Annotated in this window: 15 protein-coding genes; 12 read left to right on the forward strand and 3 right to left on the reverse strand. The window is 62.5% G+C overall.

Annotation, left to right across the window (positions count from 1 at the left end):
• Positions 1-925, forward strand: a 925-nt coding sequence (locus tag L610_RS10300) for an amidase family protein (RefSeq protein ID WP_144704739.1), incomplete at its 5' end; no start/stop codon positions are given.
• Positions 926-1,059: 134 nt separating this feature from the next.
• Entirely contained in the window at positions 1,060-1,857 is a 798-nt protein-coding gene (locus L610_RS10305; RefSeq protein WP_144704743.1) for a YdcF family protein, read from the forward strand.
• A 3-nt stretch (positions 1,858-1,860) separates the two neighbouring features.
• Here L610_RS10305 and L610_RS10310 read toward each other — a convergent pair whose 3' ends face one another.
• Positions 1,861-2,559 carry a DUF599 domain-containing protein gene (locus L610_RS10310; protein ID WP_371712994.1) on the reverse strand — a complete coding sequence of 233 codons (699 nt, stop codon included), beginning with the start codon at positions 2,557-2,559 and terminating at the stop codon, positions 1,861-1,863.
• A gap of 275 nt (positions 2,560-2,834) precedes the next feature.
• Here L610_RS10310 and L610_RS20740 point away from each other — a divergent pair, with 275 nt between their 5' ends.
• From L610_RS20740 to L610_RS10330, 5 genes are all read left to right on the forward strand, one after another.
• Positions 2,835-2,963, forward strand: a complete 129-nt coding sequence (locus tag L610_RS20740) for a hypothetical protein (RefSeq protein ID WP_256366547.1) — start codon at positions 2,835-2,837, stop codon at positions 2,961-2,963.
• A gap of 156 nt (positions 2,964-3,119) precedes the next feature.
• Positions 3,120-4,526, forward strand: coding sequence for an L-serine ammonia-lyase (locus L610_RS10315; protein WP_144704746.1), 1,407 nt, complete (start codon positions 3,120-3,122; stop codon positions 4,524-4,526).
• A gap of 61 nt (positions 4,527-4,587) precedes the next feature.
• Positions 4,588-5,022, forward strand: coding sequence for a DUF1489 family protein (locus L610_RS10320; protein WP_024846928.1), 435 nt, complete (start codon positions 4,588-4,590; stop codon positions 5,020-5,022).
• Between the two features lie 43 nt (positions 5,023-5,065).
• Positions 5,066-5,803, forward strand: coding sequence for a VWA domain-containing protein (locus L610_RS10325; RefSeq protein ID WP_144704749.1), 738 nt, complete (start codon positions 5,066-5,068; stop codon positions 5,801-5,803).
• Positions 5,800-6,495 carry a DnaJ domain-containing protein gene (locus L610_RS10330; RefSeq protein WP_144704753.1) on the forward strand — a complete coding sequence of 232 codons (696 nt, stop codon included), beginning with the start codon at positions 5,800-5,802 and terminating at the stop codon, positions 6,493-6,495. The genes L610_RS10325 and L610_RS10330 overlap by 4 nt, the downstream gene beginning before the upstream one ends.
• Before the next feature lie 53 nt (positions 6,496-6,548).
• Here L610_RS10330 and L610_RS10335 read toward each other — a convergent pair whose 3' ends face one another.
• Positions 6,549-7,961, reverse strand: a complete 1,413-nt coding sequence (locus L610_RS10335; RefSeq protein WP_144704756.1) for a D-alanyl-D-alanine carboxypeptidase — start codon at positions 7,959-7,961, stop codon at positions 6,549-6,551.
• Between the two features lie 182 nt (positions 7,962-8,143).
• Between L610_RS10335 and L610_RS10340 the strand changes: the two genes are divergently transcribed.
• The 4 genes from L610_RS10340 (at position 8,144) to L610_RS20210 (ending at position 12,229) form a co-directional block, all read left to right on the forward strand.
• Positions 8,144-8,536 (forward strand): phasin family protein, encoded by a 393-nt coding sequence (locus L610_RS10340; RefSeq protein ID WP_246658979.1) that lies wholly within the window; start codon positions 8,144-8,146, stop codon positions 8,534-8,536.
• A gap of 243 nt (positions 8,537-8,779) precedes the next feature.
• Positions 8,780-9,109 carry an ATP-dependent Clp protease adapter ClpS gene (clpS, locus tag L610_RS10345; RefSeq protein WP_024846923.1) on the forward strand — a complete coding sequence of 110 codons (330 nt, stop codon included), beginning with the start codon at positions 8,780-8,782 and terminating at the stop codon, positions 9,107-9,109.
• Positions 9,110-9,117: 8 nt separating this feature from the next.
• Positions 9,118-11,562, forward strand: coding sequence for an ATP-dependent Clp protease ATP-binding subunit ClpA (gene clpA / locus L610_RS10350; RefSeq protein WP_144704762.1), 2,445 nt, complete (start codon positions 9,118-9,120; stop codon positions 11,560-11,562).
• 214 nt (positions 11,563-11,776) lie between these two features.
• A complete protein-coding gene (locus tag L610_RS20210) occupies positions 11,777-12,229 on the forward strand; it encodes a DUF4168 domain-containing protein (protein WP_024846921.1) in 453 nt (150 codons plus the stop codon).
• Positions 12,230-12,283: 54 nt separating this feature from the next.
• On the opposite strand, the gene L610_RS10360 is transcribed toward L610_RS20210, so the two are convergent.
• The gene (locus L610_RS10360; protein ID WP_024846920.1) at positions 12,284-12,913 is read right to left on the reverse strand and encodes a MarC family protein; all 630 of its coding nucleotides are present in this window, start codon (positions 12,911-12,913) and stop codon (positions 12,284-12,286) included.
• Positions 12,914-13,194: 281 nt separating this feature from the next.
• Between L610_RS10360 and gyrA the strand changes: the two genes are divergently transcribed.
• Entirely contained in the window at positions 13,195-15,969 is a 2,775-nt protein-coding gene (gyrA, locus tag L610_RS10365; protein WP_144704768.1) for a DNA gyrase subunit A, read from the forward strand.

The raw sequence follows: 15,969 nt of genomic DNA on the forward strand, positions 1-15,969 counted from the left end.
GCCGGCGGCGTTCACCGGTACCGTCGGCATCAAGCCGACTTATGGCCGCTGCTCGCGCTGGGGCACCGTTGCCTTCGCCTCGTCGCTGGACCAGGCCGGCCCGATCGCCCGCGATGTCCGTGATGCCGCGATCCTGCTGAAGTCGATGGCTTCGGTCGATCCCAAGGACACGACTTCCGTCGACCTGCCGGTTCCGGACTACGAGGCCGCCATCGGCCAGTCGGTCAAGGGCCTCAAGATCGGCATCCCTGCGGAGTACCGCGTTGACGGCATGCCGGAGGAGATCGAGAAGCTTTGGCAGCAGGGCATTGCCTACCTGCGTGACGCCGGCGCCGAGATCGTCGACATCTCGCTGCCGCACACCAAGTACGCGCTGCCGGCCTATTACATCGTCGCGCCGGCCGAGGCTTCGTCGAACCTCGCCCGCTATGACGGCGTCCGGTATGGCCTGCGCGTCCCGGGCAAGGACATCATCGAGATGTATGAAAACACCCGCGCTGCCGGCTTTGGCCGCGAGGTGAAGCGCCGCATCATGATCGGCACCTACGTGCTGTCCGCCGGCTACTACGACGCCTATTATGTCCGCGCCCAGAAGGTCCGCACGCTCATCAAGCGCGACTTCGAGCAGGCGTTCGATGCGGGTGTCGATGCGATCCTGACCCCGGCGACCCCGTCGGCCGCGTTCGGCATCGCCGACCAGGACCTCGCCAGCGACCCGGTGAAGATGTACCTCAACGACATCTTCACCGTGACCGTGAACATGGCGGGCCTGCCGGGTATCGCTGTGCCAGCGGGCCTCGACAGCAAGGGCCTTCCGCTCGGCCTGCAGCTGATCGGCCAGCCGTTCGGCGAAGAGACGCTGTTCCGCACCGCCCATGTCATCGAGCAGGCCGCAGGCCGCTTCGAGCCGGAGAAGTGGTGGTAAGCACCGCGTTCCGCTGTCGGACGTATCGAATTCAGGGGAGCCTCCGGGCTCCCCTTTTCGTTTTCGGGGGCGCCTTGCTCCGCTGCTGGATTCTTGCGAGGACATAGCGACTGCGACCTGACGCGGGGGCGACGATGTTCTTCACCTTCTCCAAGATTTTCTGGATCCTGGCGACGCCGATCAACCTGATCGGGATTCTCCTGATCGCGGCCATTGCGTCTCGGCTTCTGAAGCTGCGGCGGCTGTCGATGTTCTGCAGCGTAACGGCGCTGGTGGTGCTGGGGCTTGGAGCCTGGACGACGACCGGCGCGCTGCTGCTGCATCCGCTGGAGGATTATTCTGAGCGTCCCACCCCGCCGCCGGACGATGTGACCGGCATCATCGTGCTGGGCGGAGGCTTTGAGGGCGCGGTCAACCTCGCGCGGGGCGGCTACGAACTAAACGCCAGCGGCGACCGCTTTGTCGAGGCCGCGGTCCTGGCGCGGCTCTATCCGGAGGCAAAGATCGTCGTGACCGGGGGCACCGGCACGCTGCTACTCGACGGGGAAGGCGATGGCGATACCGCGCCGCGCCTCCTGACGGCCCTCGGCGTCGAGCCGGAGCGGCTGGTCCTCGAAAGGGAGTCACGCGACACCCACGAGAACGCCCTGAACACGCGCGAACTGGTGCAGCCGCAGCCGGGCGAAGTCTGGCTGCTGGTCACCTCTGCCTTCCACATGCCGCGTTCTGTGGGGCTGTTCCGCAAGGCGGGATTCGACGTCGTGCCCTGGCCCGTCGACTACCGGACCGCAGGGACAGAGACATTTGGTCTGGCGGAAGACAATGTCGCGGATTCGATGCAGAACCTCGCGCTCGGATTGCGCGAATGGATCGGCCTGTTCGCCTATCGGCTCACCGGTCGCATCGACGGCATGTTCCCGCCGATGCCCTGACGGCTACTCGGCCACCGCGTCGCGTGCGGCTGAGAAGAACTGGCGGCGGATCTCGACGAAGATGATGAAGACGGTCGTGGCGATCAACATCCACGCACCGATGAACCAGCCAAGATAAGCAAGCGCGAAGAAGATGGCGCGCAGCCCCTCGTTGAAGTGGCGGCCGGCTAGCACATTCATGCGCGTTGCCCTCTGTACTGCAACGTCCAGCTCAGGCTGGAGCGCCGGATCCTCCCGGTAGGACGGCACGGCGCCCATCAGGATCGAGCAGTAGTTGAACAGCCGGTAGGACCAGCCGAATTTGAAAAAGCCGTAGGAGAGAATGCCAATGAGGCCAAACACCTTGGCCTCGAAGGCCTTGCGTGACGCAATCTGCGGCGCTGGGATCTCGCTCAGCACTTCCAGAAACGCATCGGTCGAACCGAACAGGGCGAAGCAGCCGCCGATCGCCAGCAGGCAGCTCGAGGCGAAGAAGGCTGTGCCCTGCTGCAGGCCGCTCATGATGCCGGTGTCCACCATGCGCAGCTCGCGCCGCGCCATGGTCCGCATCCAGTTCGACCTCTGGCCGTCCATCATCGACGTCAGCGTCGGCCGCGAGATGATGCGGCCGATGACACCGGGAGAGAATACGCCCCAGCACAACAGGAAGAATGCCAGGGCGACGAGATCGAGGCGGGTGAGGAACTGGGAATCGGACAACATGGGCCCAGAGTGCCGTAATTTGCACACATTCGCCACGCGCACACGGACACAATTTCGCCCTGTGAGGTAACTTCCCATTAAGCATGTGGATTAGTTAAATGACTGAAAAGTTTAAGAGAAATTTTCGCGAATTAACCTTTGAGCGGTGCAGGGACACCGTTTTGCCCTTTTGTGCATTGCGAACAGATTCGGGACGGGCTATGTAGCGGCCAGACGGAAGGGGCCGTCACGGCGCACGAGAGCCGAAAATAGTTCAATCAGCTAACAGGAAGAACATGGACGATAGCGTTCACAAATCCTGCTGGAGCGTCACCGCGAAGGCAGTGATTGGTTTCGCCGGTATATTCATGCTGGCCTGGCTTCTTGGCGGCCCCGAGGCCGCAACCATGCTTGCGGCAGGCTGAATCCGAAGCCCACTGACCTAGAGAATTCCTTTGGCGCGGCTCGTCCGCGCCTTTTTCTTTTCAGGGATGTCGCATCAAAGGCAGGTCGCGTCGGTTCGCTGGTTGCAATGCGTATCGCAACAGGGGCAACATCGGCGCAGCATTGGAGTCTTTCGCATGTTCCTTTCCGTGTTCGATCTGTTCAAGATCGGAATTGGACCCTCGTCCTCCCACACCATGGGTCCGATGACCGCTGCGTCGCGGTTTCTCGATGAGCTTCTCGGCAAGGACTGGCCACGGCCGGTAGGCGTGAAGGTGAGGCGGCTTGCCCCCAGCCTGCATGGCTCGCTGGCATTTACCGGCGTCGGCCACGGGACCGACCGCGCCGTCATCCTCGGCCTGACCGGCCTTACGCCGACAACCGTCGACCCGGATCAGGTCGATGAGGTGCTTGCCGAGGTGGTGCGGACGAAAAGCATTACGCCGCCCGGCCATCCCACGTACGATTTCGATCCCACAACGGATCTCGTGCTCGACAAGAAGCAGCCGCTGCCGGGGCATGCCAACGGCATGGCCTTCTCGGCATTCGCTGCTGATGGCCGCCTGCTGCTGCGCCGCGTCTACTATTCGATCGGCGGCGGCTTCGTCGTTTCGGAGGAAGAGTTGCAGCGGATGAAGGCTGAGGGGCCGTTGCGCAAGGGCGGCAGCAAAGGTTTCCCTTATCCGTTCGAGAATGCCAAGCAGATGCTGGCGATGGCGGCGAAGAGCGGCCTGTCGATCGCGCAGATGAAGCGCGCGAACGAGGAGCGCCTGATGTCGCGCGAGGAGCTTGATGCGGGGCTCGATGCCATCTGGGGCGCCATGTCCGCCTGCATCGACCGTGGCCTTGCCCAGGAAGGCATCATGCCGGGCGGCTTGAAGGTGCGTCGTCGCGCAAGGCAACTGCATGACAAGCTGCAGGAAGATTGGCGCAGCAACCGGCCAAACCCGCTGCTCGCCAACGACTGGCTCTCCGTCTACGCGATGGCGGTGAACGAGGAGAACGCAGCCGGCGGCCGCGTCGTCACCGCGCCGACCAATGGTGCGGCCGGCGTCGTGCCCGCCGTACTTCGTTACTGGCTGCACTTCCATGTTGAAGCCGATCAGGAATCCATCCGAGACTTCCTGCTCACGGCAGCAGCGATTGGCGGCATCATCAAGCACAACGCCTCCATTTCAGGCGCCGAGGTCGGCTGCCAGGGCGAGGTTGGTTCCGCGTCGGCAATGGCGGCTGCGGGGCTTTGTGCCGTGATGGGCGGCACGCCGGAGCAGGTCGAGAACGCGGCGGAAATTGCGCTCGAGCATCATCTCGGCATGACCTGCGACCCGGTTGGCGGACTGGTGCAGGTGCCCTGCATCGAGCGCAATGCGCTGGGTGCCGTAAAGGCGGTGACGGCGGCGTCGCTCGCGATCAAGGGCGATGGCAAGCATTTCGTGCCGCTCGACGCCGCGGTCGAGACGATGCGCCAGACCGGTCTCGACATGAACGAGCGCTACAAGGAGACTAGCCTCGGCGGTCTTGCCGTGAACGTGGTGGAGTGCTGAGCGCTGTGGACAGCATCGCCATGGCCTTCATCCTGACACCCGCCGCGATTAGATAGGGACCATGGCACTCCACCTCATCAAACTGTGCGTCGGCTGCGAGAGCGTCGAGGACCTCGAAGACTGGATCGCGCTCAAGCTGGACGAAAAGCGCCGTGCGGGCATGCCGGTCGAGCAGTTCCACACGACGCGCATGGTTCCGAAGCGGGTAGAGGAACTGCTGGATGGCGGCTCGCTCTACTGGATCATCAAGGGCGGCGTGCAGTGCCGCCAGCGGCTCATCGACGTCCGCCCGTTCACGGACGCAGAGGGCGTCGGCCGCTGCCGCCTGGTGCTCGATCCGGAGGTAGTGCGCACCGAATGGCAGCCGCGCCGGCCATTCCAGGGCTGGCGCTACCTGGATCCAAAGGACGTGCCGGCCGACCTTTCCGGTGCCGGAACCGACGACGAATTGCCGCTCGAGCTTCGCCGCGAACTCACCGAACTCGGCCTTCTCTGAACGAGGGCTTGCAAGGAGGCTAGGGGCGGCACATCTTCAAGCTATGAGCGAGAAGAAACCGCTGACTCCCACCAGGAAGGATGCGGACCCGGTCGTCAAACGCTCGGGTCCGTCAGAGATCGACGCGTTTATCCGTCAGGTGCAGACGATGGCTCCGGTCGCCTCCGGAACCGGTCGGCTGATCCTCGCGCTCGATGCCACGATGAGCCGTCAGCCGACGTGGGACCTCGCCTGCAAGCTCCAGGCGGAGATGTTCGACGCGGTCGGCAAGGCAGGCAGCCTTGCCGTGCAGCTCGTCTACTTCCGTGGCTTCGATGAATGCCGGGCCTCGCGCTTCGTCGCCGATACGACGTCCCTCAAGAACCTGATGACGAAGATCGACTGCCGCGGTGGGGCGACGCAGATCGGCAAGGTCTTCTCGCATGCGCTGAAGGAAACCGAGAAGGGCAAGGTCAACGCCCTCGTCTATATCGGCGACGCGATGGAGGAGAATGTCGACCTGCTCGCCCAGAAAGCCGGTCAGCTCGGCCTGCGCGGGGTGCCGATTTTCGCTTTCCAGGAAGGTCACGATCCGGCGACCGAGACGGCGTTTCGCGAGTTCGCGCGGCTGTCGAAGGGCGCATGGTTCCGGTTCAATTCAAGTTCGGCGGATACACTCGCAAAGCTGCTCTCGGCCGTGGCGGTTTATGCCACGGGCGGTCTGAAAGCTCTTGAAGCTCGGGGCAGGCCTGAGGACCGGCTGCTGATCGCCCACCTCGGATCTTCGGGTGGAGGAGGATGACGATACTATTCTATGTCACGGCGGTCGTTGCCGTGGTCATTGGCTTGCTGATGCTGTTCCTGAAGGCGGATGCCCGGAAGCTATCGCAGGCGCTTCGTTTTATAGGACCCGGCCTGTTAGCGGTCCTGGGAGCGGGACTGCTGCTAACGGGACGGGCAGCCGCGGGCGGTATGCTGATGTCGGCCGCTTTTGCCTGGCATCTGCGCGGCCGGGGCCGGGAGGCTGCGAAGCCATCGTCCGGCATGCGTTCATCGGTCAGGACCGCCGCACTCGAGATGGAACTCGATCATGACAGCGGCATGCTCGAAGGGCATATCCTTGCCGGGAGCCGGGAAGGGCAAGCCTTGGCCTCCCTTGACCTCGATGACCTCATCGAACTCGGTAAGGAGCTTTCGTCCGATCCGGAAAGTCTCCAGTTACTGGAGGCGTACCTTGACCGCCGATTTCCCGTCTGGCGTGAACACCGCAAGGCGGATGGTGGCGAGCGGAAGAGTAGCGCGCCAGCTTCTGGCTCCATGAGCAAGGAGGAGGCCTACGAGATCCTTGGTCTTGAAGCGGGAGCCAGTGCGGCGGACATTAGGAAGGCCCATCGCCGTCTGATGCAGCGCGTGCATCCCGACCTCGGGGGCAGCTCCTTCCTTGCGGCGAGGATCAATGAAGCCAAGGAAACTCTGTTGTCTTCTCAAAGGTAAGTCTCCCTTCGACACATTACTAACCGGGAAACGCGGGTTCATTTCAGCAACTCTCAGAGCGCCGCCGTGAAGCAGTCGATCTTCTTCTTCTTCAGTGCGTTGCAGGCGTTGACGGCCTGGTTCTTCGAGTTGAAGCCGAAGCGGGCGCGATAGTAGAGCGTGCCCTTGTTCTGGAATTCCTCGATGAAGGCGTTGGCATCGGAGACGATGCCGGGGGCGTCCTTGCCGGCACGCACGAGCGCGGCGAGGGCTTCCTTCTGCGAGGTCGACGAGGCGATCTGAACCGCCCAGCCCGAGTTCTGGATCGACGCGGTGCTCATGGCATCGACCGGGAAACGATCCTCCGGGGCAGGTGCCGCGACCGGAACCGGAACTTCCGCAGGTGGCGTAATACGCTCCGCAGCCGGTGCCTTAGGCATGGCGGCAGCGACGGCCGCGACCGCCGGAGCCGTTTCCGGCTCTGCGTATGCAGCGACCTGCATCTCGCCGGTCATGTCCGGACGGCCGTATGGGGTCGGGATGTCACGCTTCGGCAGCGTCAAGCCGGCGACCGCAGGGGCCTCGCCCTTGCCAGGACGCGGAGCGCTCACAAGGCCGCCACCGCCCTTGCGCGACGCTTTCGGGAAATACTCGCGAACCAGGGCAGCGACGTGCTGGTCGCGGCTTGCGGCGCTCGAGCCGCCCATAACGACCACTACGATCGAACGGCCATCACGCTGCACCGAGGTGGCGATGTTGAAGCCGGAGGCGCGGGTGTAACCGGTCTTGATGCCGTCAGAGCCCTCAAGCTTGCCGAGCAGGCGGTTGTGCGAGTGAATCGACTGCTTTCCGAACTGGAAGGAGCGGACCGAGAAATAGCGATAGTACTGCGGGAAATGTTCGCGCAGCGCGATGCCGAGGATCGCCTGGTCCCGTGCGGTCGACCAGTGGTTCGGGTTGGGCAGGCCATGGGCATTGCGGTACTGAGTGCCGGTCATGCCAAGCTGGCGCGCCTTGTTGGTCATCATGCGCGCAAAGCCATCCTCGGAGCCGCCGAGGTATTCCGCGACTGCCGTGGCAATGTCGTTCGCGCTGCGGGTCACGAGCGACTTGATTGCGGTGTCGACACTGACCGAACCGCCAGCGCGAACGCCGAGCTTGGTCGGCGGCTCTGCAGCGGCACGCGCGCTGACCGGGATCTGCGTCTGCGGCGAAACGCGGCCCGTCTTCATCGCCTCGAACAGGAGGTAGATGGTCATCATCTTGGTCAGGGACGCCGGAAAGCGGCGCTTGTCCGCGTTCTTCGCGAAGAGCACCTGGCCTGTCTTAGCGTCGATCACGTAGGCCGCGTAGCGAGAATCGCTGGCGGCAGCCGAGGCAGCGAGCGATGAGGCTATGATGAAAAAGGTGGCGAATACGAGGGTTGCAGCTCTGCGGAGATTCGCGAACGAATGGAAAAACTCAGCGGACGCCGTACGCACAAACATAGCAAAAACGCTCTTTGACGGTCTTCTTGGGGGGGCACTGCCTTGGGAGGCGACACTGCTTGACCGACGATAGCGGCGAGAGTCTTACCAGTAGGTTTATGGTAACCGGCATGTTCACCAATTCGCTCAACTTCTAGGTAACCCCTGCGCCAATCCGGATTCAGGACCGTCGAGGTTGAAGAATGCTGCAGCGCAAAATATGTATGTGCAATGCGTCGCGTGGGGCGTTCATAGAAGGAACAGGAATGGATCAGTCGTTTGAAAGCGTCGGCAAGTTTGGCCAGGAGCTGATCGACACCGGCCTGAAAAGTGTCGCTTCCGTTGCGCAGAATGCGCAGGCCATTGCCCTGGAAGCTGCCGAATATTCCAAGCGGGTCTTCGAGACCAACACCGTCGCCGCGGAGAAACTCGTGTCGGCCAAGTCGTTCGACAAGGTGGTTGATCTTCAGGCCGAGTTCGCCAACGAGGCGTACAAGGAGTTCGTCTCCGAGATGACGAAATTCAGCGAGCTTTATGCTGAGCTCGCGAAAAGCGCGTACCTGCCTTTTGAATCGCTGATTGCTAGAGCGCGGTAAAGTCTGGCAAAACCGCATTACTGGAATGTTGGGACCCGGCCGCGTTCACGCTGCCGGGTTTTTCGTCTGGGGACCTTCACTTGCGAGTTTTCGCAGACACGTGAGTGCCGCGCATATTGTCAGCGCGCGATTAGGTCTTAAAATTCGTTTAGAAGTGCCTACATGTCGTGTCGCTGGGCACGGCTCAAGCAGGGAATTTGAGCGGTGAAGGCAGGGGAAGCAAGGACTGGACTTATGTTCAGGATGCAGGGTGAAGAGGATCGTGGCAACGGGACCGGGCGCGGGACTGCAGTCATAACCCGCACCAAGCCGAAGATTAAGAAGCCGTCGCTCTACAGGGTGCTTATCCTGAATGACGACTATACGCCCATGGAGTTCGTCGTCCACATTTTGGAGCGCTTCTTCCAGAAGGATCGGGAGTCCGCGACCCGTATCATGCTCCACGTGCACAATCATGGGGTGGGGGAATGCGGGGTCTATACATACGAGGTGGCTGAGACCAAAGTGACTCAGGTCATGGACTTCGCCAGACAGCACCAACATCCGCTACAGTGCGTGATGGAAAAGAAATGAGGTTCTGAATGCCGGCTTTCACCCCAGGCCTGGAACAGGCACTGCACAGGGCATTGACACTGGCGAACGAGCGCCATCACGAATATGCCACGCTTGAGCATTTGTTGATGGCGCTCATCGATGACCCTGACGCGGCAGCCGTGATGCGGGCCTGCAACGTCAACCTCGATGAGCTGAGGCAGACCGTCCTCAACTACATCGATACCGAGCTGGACAATCTGATCACCGGCTATGACGAAGATTCGAAGCCCACTGCCGGGTTTCAGCGCGTCATCCAGCGGGCGGTCATCCACGTCCAGTCGTCGGGGCGTGAAGAGGTGTCCGGCGCAAACGTCCTTGTAGCCATCTTCGCTGAGCGCGAGAGCCACGCCGCGTACTTCCTGCAGGAACAGCAGATGACGCGCTATGATGCCGTGAACTACATCAGCCACGGCATTGCCAAGCGCCCCGGCGCTTCCGAGACCCGTACGCCACGCGGCGCCAACGAGGACGAGTCTCCCAACACGCATGGCGAGGGCGACGAAGGCGGCAAGAAGAAGCAGCAAGACGCGCTTACTGCATATTGCGTGAACCTCAACCAGAAGGCGCGGGCGGGCAAGATCGACCCGCTGATCGGCCGCGAGAGCGAAATCAACCGCACGATCCAGGTGCTGTGCCGGCGTTCCAAGAACAACCCGCTCTATGTGGGTGATCCTGGCGTCGGCAAGACGGCGATCGCCGAGGGCCTCGCCAAGCGCATCGTCGACGGCGATGTGCCGGAGGTGCTGCGCGATGCGACCATCTTCGCGCTCGACATGGGCACGCTGCTTGCAGGTACCCGCTACCGCGGTGACTTCGAGGAGCGTCTGAAGCAGGTCGTCAAGGAGCTCGAGGAGTATCCGGGCGCAGTCCTGTTCATCGACGAGATCCACACCGTCATCGGTGCGGGCGCTACCTCGGGCGGCGCGATGGATGCGTCGAACCTGCTCAAGCCAGCCCTGTCGTCGGGTGCGATCCGCTGCATCGGCTCCACCACCTACAAGGAGTTTCGGCAGTTCTTCGAGAAGGATCGTGCGCTCGTGCGCCGCTTCCAGAAGATCGACGTCAACGAGCCGACTGTCGAGGATGCCATCGAGATCATGAAGGGCCTCAAGCCCTATTTCGAGGATTATCACAAGGTCAAGTACACCAACGACGCCATCAAGGCGGCGGTGGAGTTGTCGTCGCGCTACATCAACGACCGCAAGCTGCCTGACAAGGCCATCGACGTGATCGACGAGACCGGCGCGTCGCAAATGCTGCTGCCGGAAAACAAGCGCAAGAAGACGATCACGGTGAAGGAGATCGAGGCGACCGTCGCCACCATGGCACGCATCCCGCCGAAGACCGTGTCCGCTGACGACGAGAAGGTTCTCGCCTCGCTCGAGGACGAGCTCAAGCGCGTCGTCTACGGGCAGGACACGGCAATCACGGCGCTTTCTTCCGCGATCAAGCTGGCACGTGCCGGCCTGCGCGAACCGGACAAGCCGATCGGCTCGTACCTGTTCTCCGGCCCGACCGGCGTCGGCAAGACCGAGGTTGCCAAGCAGCTGGCGAAGTCGCTCGGCGTCGAACTCCTGCGCTTCGACATGTCGGAGTACATGGAGCGCCACACCGTGTCGCGCCTGATCGGTGCGCCTCCCGGCTACGTGGGCTTCGACCAGGGCGGCTTGCTGACCGACGGCGTCGACCAGCATCCGCACTGCGTGCTGCTGCTCGACGAGATCGAGAAGGCGCATCCGGATCTGTTCAACATCCTGTTGCAGGTCATGGACCACGGCAAGCTGACCGACCATAACGGTAAGCAGGTCGACTTCCGCAACGTGATCCTGATCATGACCACGAATGCGGGCGCGGCGGACCTTGCCAAGGCTGCTATCGGCTTTGGCTCGTCGAAGCGCGAGGGTGACGACATGGAGGCGATCAACCGCCTGTTCACGCCCGAGTTCCGCAACCGTCTCGACGCGATCATCCCGTTCGGTTCGCTGCCGGTGCCGGTCATCCATCAGGTGGTGCAGAAGTTCGTCATGCAGCTGGAGGCCCAGCTGGCCGAGCGCCGCGTGACCTTCGATCTCACGCCAGATGCAATCGCGTGGCTGGCTGACAAGGGCTACGACGAGCGCATGGGCGCTCGCCCGCTCTCCCGCGTCATCCAGGAGCACATCAAGAAGCCGCTGGCGGACGAAGTGCTGTTCGGCAAGCTGCGTAACGGTGGCACGGTTCGCGTTTCGGTGGAGAAGGACGATCTCGGCCTCGACATCCTGAAGCTCGATGCGATCGCCGACGAGATGCCGGTGAAGCCGAAGAAGGAAGTGCCGGAAGCTCAGCCGCCCAAGCGCAAGGCAGCGAAGAAGGCTGCTGCTGCGGCGGCGGGCGATGACAAGGACAAGAACACGCCCAAGCGGTCGATTGTTCCGCAGTTGCCACGCAAGTAAGACTTCAAGGCAGAGTCACGAATTGAGCGGGCGAGATAAATCTTTATCTCGCCCGTTTCGCATATGTGAGGCAAATTCATCTTTTGGCGCGGGTTGCGCCACATTCAAATCGGCTTCTGGCGGTTTGCTTCGTACACGGCTTTCGCATGCGGGGCAGGGGACTTCTGCGATCGCCTTTTCCGTCCGCTCGCGGACCCAGAAGAGGATTAAGTGCATGAAACTGAACCGTACCCTCCTTGCCGGCGTGACCGCTGTCGCCTTCGGAATCGCCGGATCGCTGGGCGTGGCAACTGCACAGGAGGCCTCGCCTGCGGCGCCCGCGCCGGAAGCGCAGGCACCTGCCGCCACCGCCCCCCAGATCGATGACCAGAAGCTGCAGTCATTCGCCACGGCGTTCCTTGAGGTCAGCGAGGTCACCCAGGAATACCAGCCGCAGATCGCTGCCGCGGGATCCGTTGAGGCCCAGCAGAAGCTGCAGCAGGAAGCGGGACAGAAGATGGTTGACGCCGTCAACTCAACCGACGGGATCACCGTCGAGGAATACAACATGATCATTCAGGCTGCGCAGGCCGATCCGGAACTGGCGCAGCGGATCAACGGCGAGATCACCAAGGCTGCCGCCGCAGGCGGTGCGCCCGCCGCCCAGCAGCCCGCACAACAGCAGTAAGGCTCGCCTCCCAAGCGAACCGAGCTTGCCTGGGCCGGACAGTCCTTCTCCGGCTCAGGCGGCCATCAGTGCCTTGATCCCATCCGCCACGAATTGAACCGCCAGTGCCGCGAGGATCACCCCGAGCAGGCGCGTCAGGATCGAGCGGCCGGTTTCACCCAGGAAGCGCTCGATGCGCTCCGCTGCTGCGAATGTCAGCCAGGTGATGCCGATACAGGCGGCAAGGATCAACACCAGCCAGAAGCCGCCACTCGCGCCCGGAAACCTTCCAGACAGAAGTACCGTCGCCGAAATCGCGCCCGGACCGGCCATCAGCGGGATGGCGAGGGGGAAGGCGGCGATGTTATGGATGTGATCCTTCGTTATGGCGGTTTCCGCGCTGCGCTCCTTCCGCTCCTGGCGCCGCTCGAAGATCATTTCGAAAGCGATCCAGAACAGCAGCAGGCCGCCAGCCACGCGAAATGCGGGAAGGGTGATCCCGAACACGTTGAGGATCACCGTTCCGGCGATCGCGAACAGCGTCAGCACCCCGAAACCGATGATGCAAGCGCGTGTCGCCACCTGCATTCTTTGGCCGCGATGCATGCCTGGAGTGAGTGCCAGGAACAGCGGCGCGAGGCCGGGCGGGTCAATCGTCACAAGGATCGTCACGAAGGCGTTGAATATGACGTCGATGCTCGGCATGCGGCAAGTTCCCCCTATTCTTCCGACTGTCGGCGCAATTTCGGCGGCGGATTTTGCCCAGTCTGGCAGAAAAATCCCGCATAAGCGATTCGCTCTGAGGCCCCCGTTTTGGCGGTTTGCCGGGAGGGTGCGGCGCATTTCATGAACAGCTTTCCCGGGTGCTTTGTAAGCCATTGGCGCGCAACGAAAATTTGGCTTTGGAAATCTGCTCTCCGATTTGGAAAAATTGCTCCAATTCCTATATAAGGGGAGGGTGTTTTCCAGCATGATCGTGATCTCCATTGACTGACCAGACCACGCCGCGCGAGCCTCAGGACTTGCCTGAAGGTGTCGAGCCGATCTCCATCATAGAGGAGATGCAGCGAAGCTATCTCGATTACGCCATGAGCGTGATCGTTTCGCGTGCGCTGCCGGATGTGCGAGATGGCCTCAAGCCCGTACATCGCCGCATCCTCTATGCGTCGCATGAGAGCGGCTACCACTGGAACAGAAAATACGTGAAGTCGGCTCGTCCGGTTTCGGACGTGATGGGTAAATATCACCCGCACGGCGACGCCTCGATTTATGACGCCTTGGTCCGCATGGCACAGGACTGGTCGATGCGAGTGCCGCTCATCGACGGGCAGGGCAATTTCGGCTCGATCGACGGCGACCCTCCGGCGGCGATGCGTTACACCGAAGCCCGCCTGACCAAAGTCGCCCACGAGATACTCGAGGACATCGACAAGGACACTGTCGACTTCCAGGACAACTATGACGGTTCGCAGGTCGAGCCGAAGGTGCTGCCTGCGCGCTTCCCGAACCTGCTCGCCAACGGCTCGGGCGGTATTGCCGTCGGCATGGCGACCAACATTCCGCCGCACAATCTGGGCGAGCTGGTCAACGGCTGCATTGCGCTCATCGACAATCCAGAGATCGAGCTGCCGGAGCTGATGGAGCACATCCCGGGTCCGGACTTCCCGACCGGCGGCATCATCCTTGGCCGTGCCGGCATCTACTCCTCGTACCAGACCGGTCGCGGCTCGATCATCATGCGCGGCAAGGTGCATATCGAGGAGATGCGCAACGACCGCGAGGCGATCATCATCACTGAGGTTCCCTATCAGGTGAACAAGGCGACGATGATCGAGAAGATGGCTGAGCTGGTGCGGGACAAGCGCATCGAGGGCATCTCCGACATTCGGGACGAAAGCGACCGTCAGGGCTATCGCGTCGTCGTCGAGCTGAAGCGCGACGCCAACGCCGAGGTGATCCTCAACCAGCTTTATCGCTACACTCCGCTGCAGACCTCGTTCGGCGCCAACATGGTCGCGCTGAACGGGGGGAAGCCCGAGCAGATGTCGCTGCTCGACATGCTGAGGGCCTTCGTCAGCTTCCGCGAGGAAGTTGTCAGCCGCCGCACGAAGTACCTGCTGCGCAAGGCGCGTGAACGCGCCCACGTCCTCGTCGGCCTGGCGATTGCCGTGGCCAACATCGACGAGGTCATCAAGCTGATCCGCCAGGCGCCTGATCCGCAGACCGCGCGCGACCAGCTGATGACGCGCCGCTGGCCGGCCGCTGACGTTGAGTCGCTGATCCGCCTGATCGACGACCCGCGCCACAAGATCAACGAGGACGGCACCTACAACCTCTCGGAAGAGCAGGCCCGCGCCATCCTCGATTTGCGCCTGCAGCGCCTCACGGCTCTTGGCCGCGACGAAATCGCGGACGAGTTGAATACGATCGGCGCCGAGATTTCCGACTATCTCAACATTCTCTCCTCACGCCCGCGCATCCTGCAGATCGTCAAGGACGAGCTCATTGCTGTGCGCGACGAGTTCGGCACCCCGCGCCGCACGGAAATCGCCGAAGGCGGCGCGGACATGGATGACGAAGACCTCATCCAGCGCGAGGACATGGTCGTTACGGTCACGCACGAAGGCTACATCAAGCGCGTGCCGCTCTCGATCTACCGGGCGCAGGCTCGCGGCGGCAAGGGTCGCTCCGGCATGGCAACGAAGGATACGGACTACGTCACGCGTCTGTTCGTCGCCAGCACCCACACGCCGGTCCTGTTCTTCACCTCGCGCGGCATCGTCTTCAAGGAAAAGGTCTGGCGCCTGCCGATTGGCACGCCGCAGTCCCGTGGCAAGGCGCTCGTCAACCTGCTCAACATCGAGGCAGGCGATCGCATCACGGCGATCCTGCCGCTGCCCGAGGACGAGAGCAGCTGGTCGAACCTCGACGTGATGTTTGCGACGACGCGCGGTACCGTGCGCCGGAACAAGCTGAGCGACTTCGTCCAGGTGAACCGGAACGGCAAGATCGCGATGAAGTTCGACGAGGAAGGCGATGCCATCCTTGCGGTCGAAACCTGCACCGAGCACGACGACGTGCTGTTGATCGCCAACTCCGGCCAGTGCATCCGCTTCCCGGTCACGGAAGTCCGCGTCTTCAAGGGCCGCGATTCCCAGGGCGTGCGCGGCATCGCACTCGGCGAGAACGAGCAGGCGATCTCCATGACGATCCTGCATGGCGTCGACGCGAGCCCGGCAGACCGCGCCGCATATCTGCGGCAAGCAGCTGCGGAGCGTCGCCTGGCGAACGGAGAGACCGAGGGTGAGGAGATCAGCCTCACCAACGAGGATGTTGGCGAGGAGACCGCGCTGTCGCCGGAGCGCTTCGAAGAGCTCAGGGCGCGCGAACAGTTCGTGCTAACCGTCACCGAGTACGGCTACGGCAAGCGCTCGTCGTCCTACGACTTCCGCGTCACCGGACGCGGCGGCAAGGGTATCCGCGCAACCGATGTGTCGAAGGTCGCCGAAATTGGTCGTCTTGTTGCGGGCTTCCCGGTCGAGAACGAAGACCAGATCATGCTGGTCTCCGATGGCGGCCAGGTGATCCGTGTGCCGGTCAACGGCATCCGTCTCGCCAGCCGCGCAACCAAGGGCGTGACCATCTTCGATCTGGCTGAAGGTGAGAAGGTTGTCTCCGTGGAGCGCATCTCCGAACCGGAAGACAATGAAGAAAGTGCGGATGGCGCGCAGGATGCACCACCCGCACCACTGGAGGACTAA

Origin of the sequence: Aminobacter sp. J44 (genome assembly GCF_007829415.1) — a bacterium.
Lineage (GTDB): Bacteria > Pseudomonadota > Alphaproteobacteria > Rhizobiales > Rhizobiaceae > Aerobium.

Bases quoted from the DNA above. Each gene is read 5' to 3' on its own strand.
- L610_RS10330 (WP_144704753.1), top strand. From the start codon at position 5,800: ATGACGATACTATTCTATGTCACGGCGGTCGTTGCCGTGGTCATTGGC.
- L610_RS10315 (WP_144704746.1), top strand. From the start codon at position 3,120: ATGTTCCTTTCCGTGTTCGATCTGTTCAAGATCGGAATTGGACCCTCG.
- L610_RS20210 (WP_024846921.1), top strand. From the start codon at position 11,777: ATGAAACTGAACCGTACCCTCCTTGCCGGCGTGACCGCTGTCGCCTTC.
- clpS (WP_024846923.1), top strand. From the start codon at position 8,780: ATGCAGGGTGAAGAGGATCGTGGCAACGGGACCGGGCGCGGGACTGCA.
- L610_RS20740 (WP_256366547.1), top strand. From the start codon at position 2,835: ATGGACGATAGCGTTCACAAATCCTGCTGGAGCGTCACCGCGAAGGCA.
- L610_RS10310 (WP_371712994.1), bottom strand. From the start codon at position 2,559: ATGTTGTCCGATTCCCAGTTCCTCACCCGCCTCGATCTCGTCGCCCTG.
- L610_RS10360 (WP_024846920.1), bottom strand. From the start codon at position 12,913: ATGCCGAGCATCGACGTCATATTCAACGCCTTCGTGACGATCCTTGTG.
- L610_RS10325 (WP_144704749.1), top strand. From the start codon at position 5,066: ATGAGCGAGAAGAAACCGCTGACTCCCACCAGGAAGGATGCGGACCCG.
- clpA (WP_144704762.1), top strand. From the start codon at position 9,118: ATGCCGGCTTTCACCCCAGGCCTGGAACAGGCACTGCACAGGGCATTG.
- L610_RS10305 (WP_144704743.1), top strand. From the start codon at position 1,060: ATGTTCTTCACCTTCTCCAAGATTTTCTGGATCCTGGCGACGCCGATC.
- L610_RS10320 (WP_024846928.1), top strand. From the start codon at position 4,588: ATGGCACTCCACCTCATCAAACTGTGCGTCGGCTGCGAGAGCGTCGAG.
- L610_RS10340 (WP_246658979.1), top strand. From the start codon at position 8,144: ATGCTGCAGCGCAAAATATGTATGTGCAATGCGTCGCGTGGGGCGTTC.
- L610_RS10335 (WP_144704756.1), bottom strand. From the start codon at position 7,961: ATGTTTGTGCGTACGGCGTCCGCTGAGTTTTTCCATTCGTTCGCGAAT.